General features: G+C 70.8%; 2 protein-coding genes. One reads left to right on the forward strand and one right to left on the reverse strand.

Annotation, left to right across the window (positions count from 1 at the left end; all coding sequences use genetic code 11):
* Positions 1-252: 252 nt before the first annotated feature.
* Positions 253-741 (reverse strand): YbaK/EbsC family protein, encoded by a 489-nt coding sequence (locus QN345_RS18905; protein WP_322137212.1) that lies wholly within the window; start codon positions 739-741, stop codon positions 253-255.
* Positions 742-906: 165 nt separating this feature from the next.
* On the opposite strand from QN345_RS18905, the gene QN345_RS18910 reads away from it, so the two are divergent.
* Positions 907-1443, forward strand: a complete 537-nt coding sequence (locus QN345_RS18910) for a gamma carbonic anhydrase family protein (protein WP_134561609.1) — start codon at positions 907-909, stop codon at positions 1441-1443.
* Positions 1444-1522: the final 79 nt, after the last annotated feature.

Consider the following 1522-nt stretch of genomic DNA (forward strand, 5'->3'; position numbering starts at 1 on the left):
CCTGAGGTTCGGGTGGTGGAGCGAAAACGATGCGCGGTCCGGGGGCCGTACACCCCAGTCTGCCCGGTCCGGTCCGCGTTCGCGGATGCCGGGTTCGGCGCCCCGGACACCTTCGTGGTGCGCGCGGCCGACGGCGCCGGCCGGGAGGGCTGACCCCTCCCCGGCTTCCCCGTCCTGCACATCGGTCCGGCCGCTGCGGCGCTGCCAGTAGAACACTGGGCGGCACGGCAGACGGCCGGGAACCTGCAGGAGTTATGCCGATTCGGGCGGGGTGACGGGCGCGGCCGTTCCTGCAGTGATGCGGAGCAGTTCGGCAAAGCTGGTCGGGAAGACGGTGTGGGCGTGGCCGGCCGCCGCCCACACTTCGGGATACCCATCCAGGTCGACGTCGACGAGGGTGCGGAGCGGACTCGGATGCCCGACCGGCGCAACGCCGCCGATGACCTGCCCGGTCGCGCTCTTGACGAGTTCCTTCGACGCCCGGCCGATCGTGCCGCCGAGCCTCTCGCCAAGCCACTGCGTGTCGACGCGGTGAGCTCCAGAGGTCAGCACGAGCAACGGCTCGCCGTCGAGGGTGAAGACGAGGGAGTTGGCGATCGCGCCCGGCTCGATGCCGAGGGCGTCGGCCGCCTGCTGCGCGGTCGTCGCCGCCTCATCGAGCCAGCGGATGTCCGGCGCGAGCCCGAAGGCGGCGAGCGCCTCCCGCACGCGGTCGACGGCGGGGTGTGCGGTGTTCACCATCGCGCCAGCCTATCCCGTCCCGAATTCAGGAGTTGCGGCCCGTTTCGGGTCGCACAAGCGCTTTCCCGGGGCCAGGACTGCTCAACTCCTGAATTCGGCGCAGGCCACTTCTGGAGTTGAGACAGGGGAAGGGCGCGGGACGGATGCCGCACTAGGCTGGCGCGTATGACTGCAGACAGCGCCGCCCGCATCATCACTCTTCCCGACCGGCCGGGGCCGAGCATCGCGGACTCCGCGTTCGTCGCCCCTGGTGCGGTGCTCGTGGGGCATGTGATCCTCGCCGAACACGCAAGCGTCTGGTACAACTCGGTGCTGCGCGCGGAGGCGGAACCGATCCGGATCGGGGCAGGCTCGAACCTGCAGGACAACGTCTCCTGCCACGTCGACCACGGTTTCCCGCTCATCGTGGGCCGGGACGTGTCCGTCGGGCACGGCGCGGTGCTGCACGGCTGCGTCGTCGAGGACGGCGCCCTGATCGGCATGAAGGCGACCGTGCTCAACGGCGCCGTGATCGGTACGGGTTCCCTCGTCGCGGCCGGGGCCGTCGTGCTCGAAGGCACGATCGTGCCGCCGTATTCGCTCGTCGCCGGGGTCCCGGCCAAGGTACGCCGACCCCTGACGGATGCCGAGGTCGCGGGCATCCGCCAGAATGCCGCGAACTACCTCGACCACGCCGCCCTGCACACCGCCGCCCTCGCCTGACCCGCCCGGGACGTACTCCGATGGCGGGTGAAAACGGCAAGCGGGTTTGCGGTCGACTCGACCAGCCCGGTTTCGCAGG

The sequence above is a fragment of the Cryobacterium sp. 10I1 genome (genome assembly GCF_035019805.1).
GTDB classification, from domain to species: Bacteria; Actinomycetota; Actinomycetes; order Actinomycetales; family Microbacteriaceae; genus Cryobacterium; species Cryobacterium glucosi.

What these genes read in the sequence shown, in the direction of transcription:
- QN345_RS18905 (WP_322137212.1), bottom strand. Translation starts at nt 741, where the DNA reads ATGGTGAACACCGCACACCCCGCCGTCGACCGCGTGCGGGAGGCGCTC.
- QN345_RS18910 (WP_134561609.1), top strand. Translation starts at nt 907, where the DNA reads ATGACTGCAGACAGCGCCGCCCGCATCATCACTCTTCCCGACCGGCCG.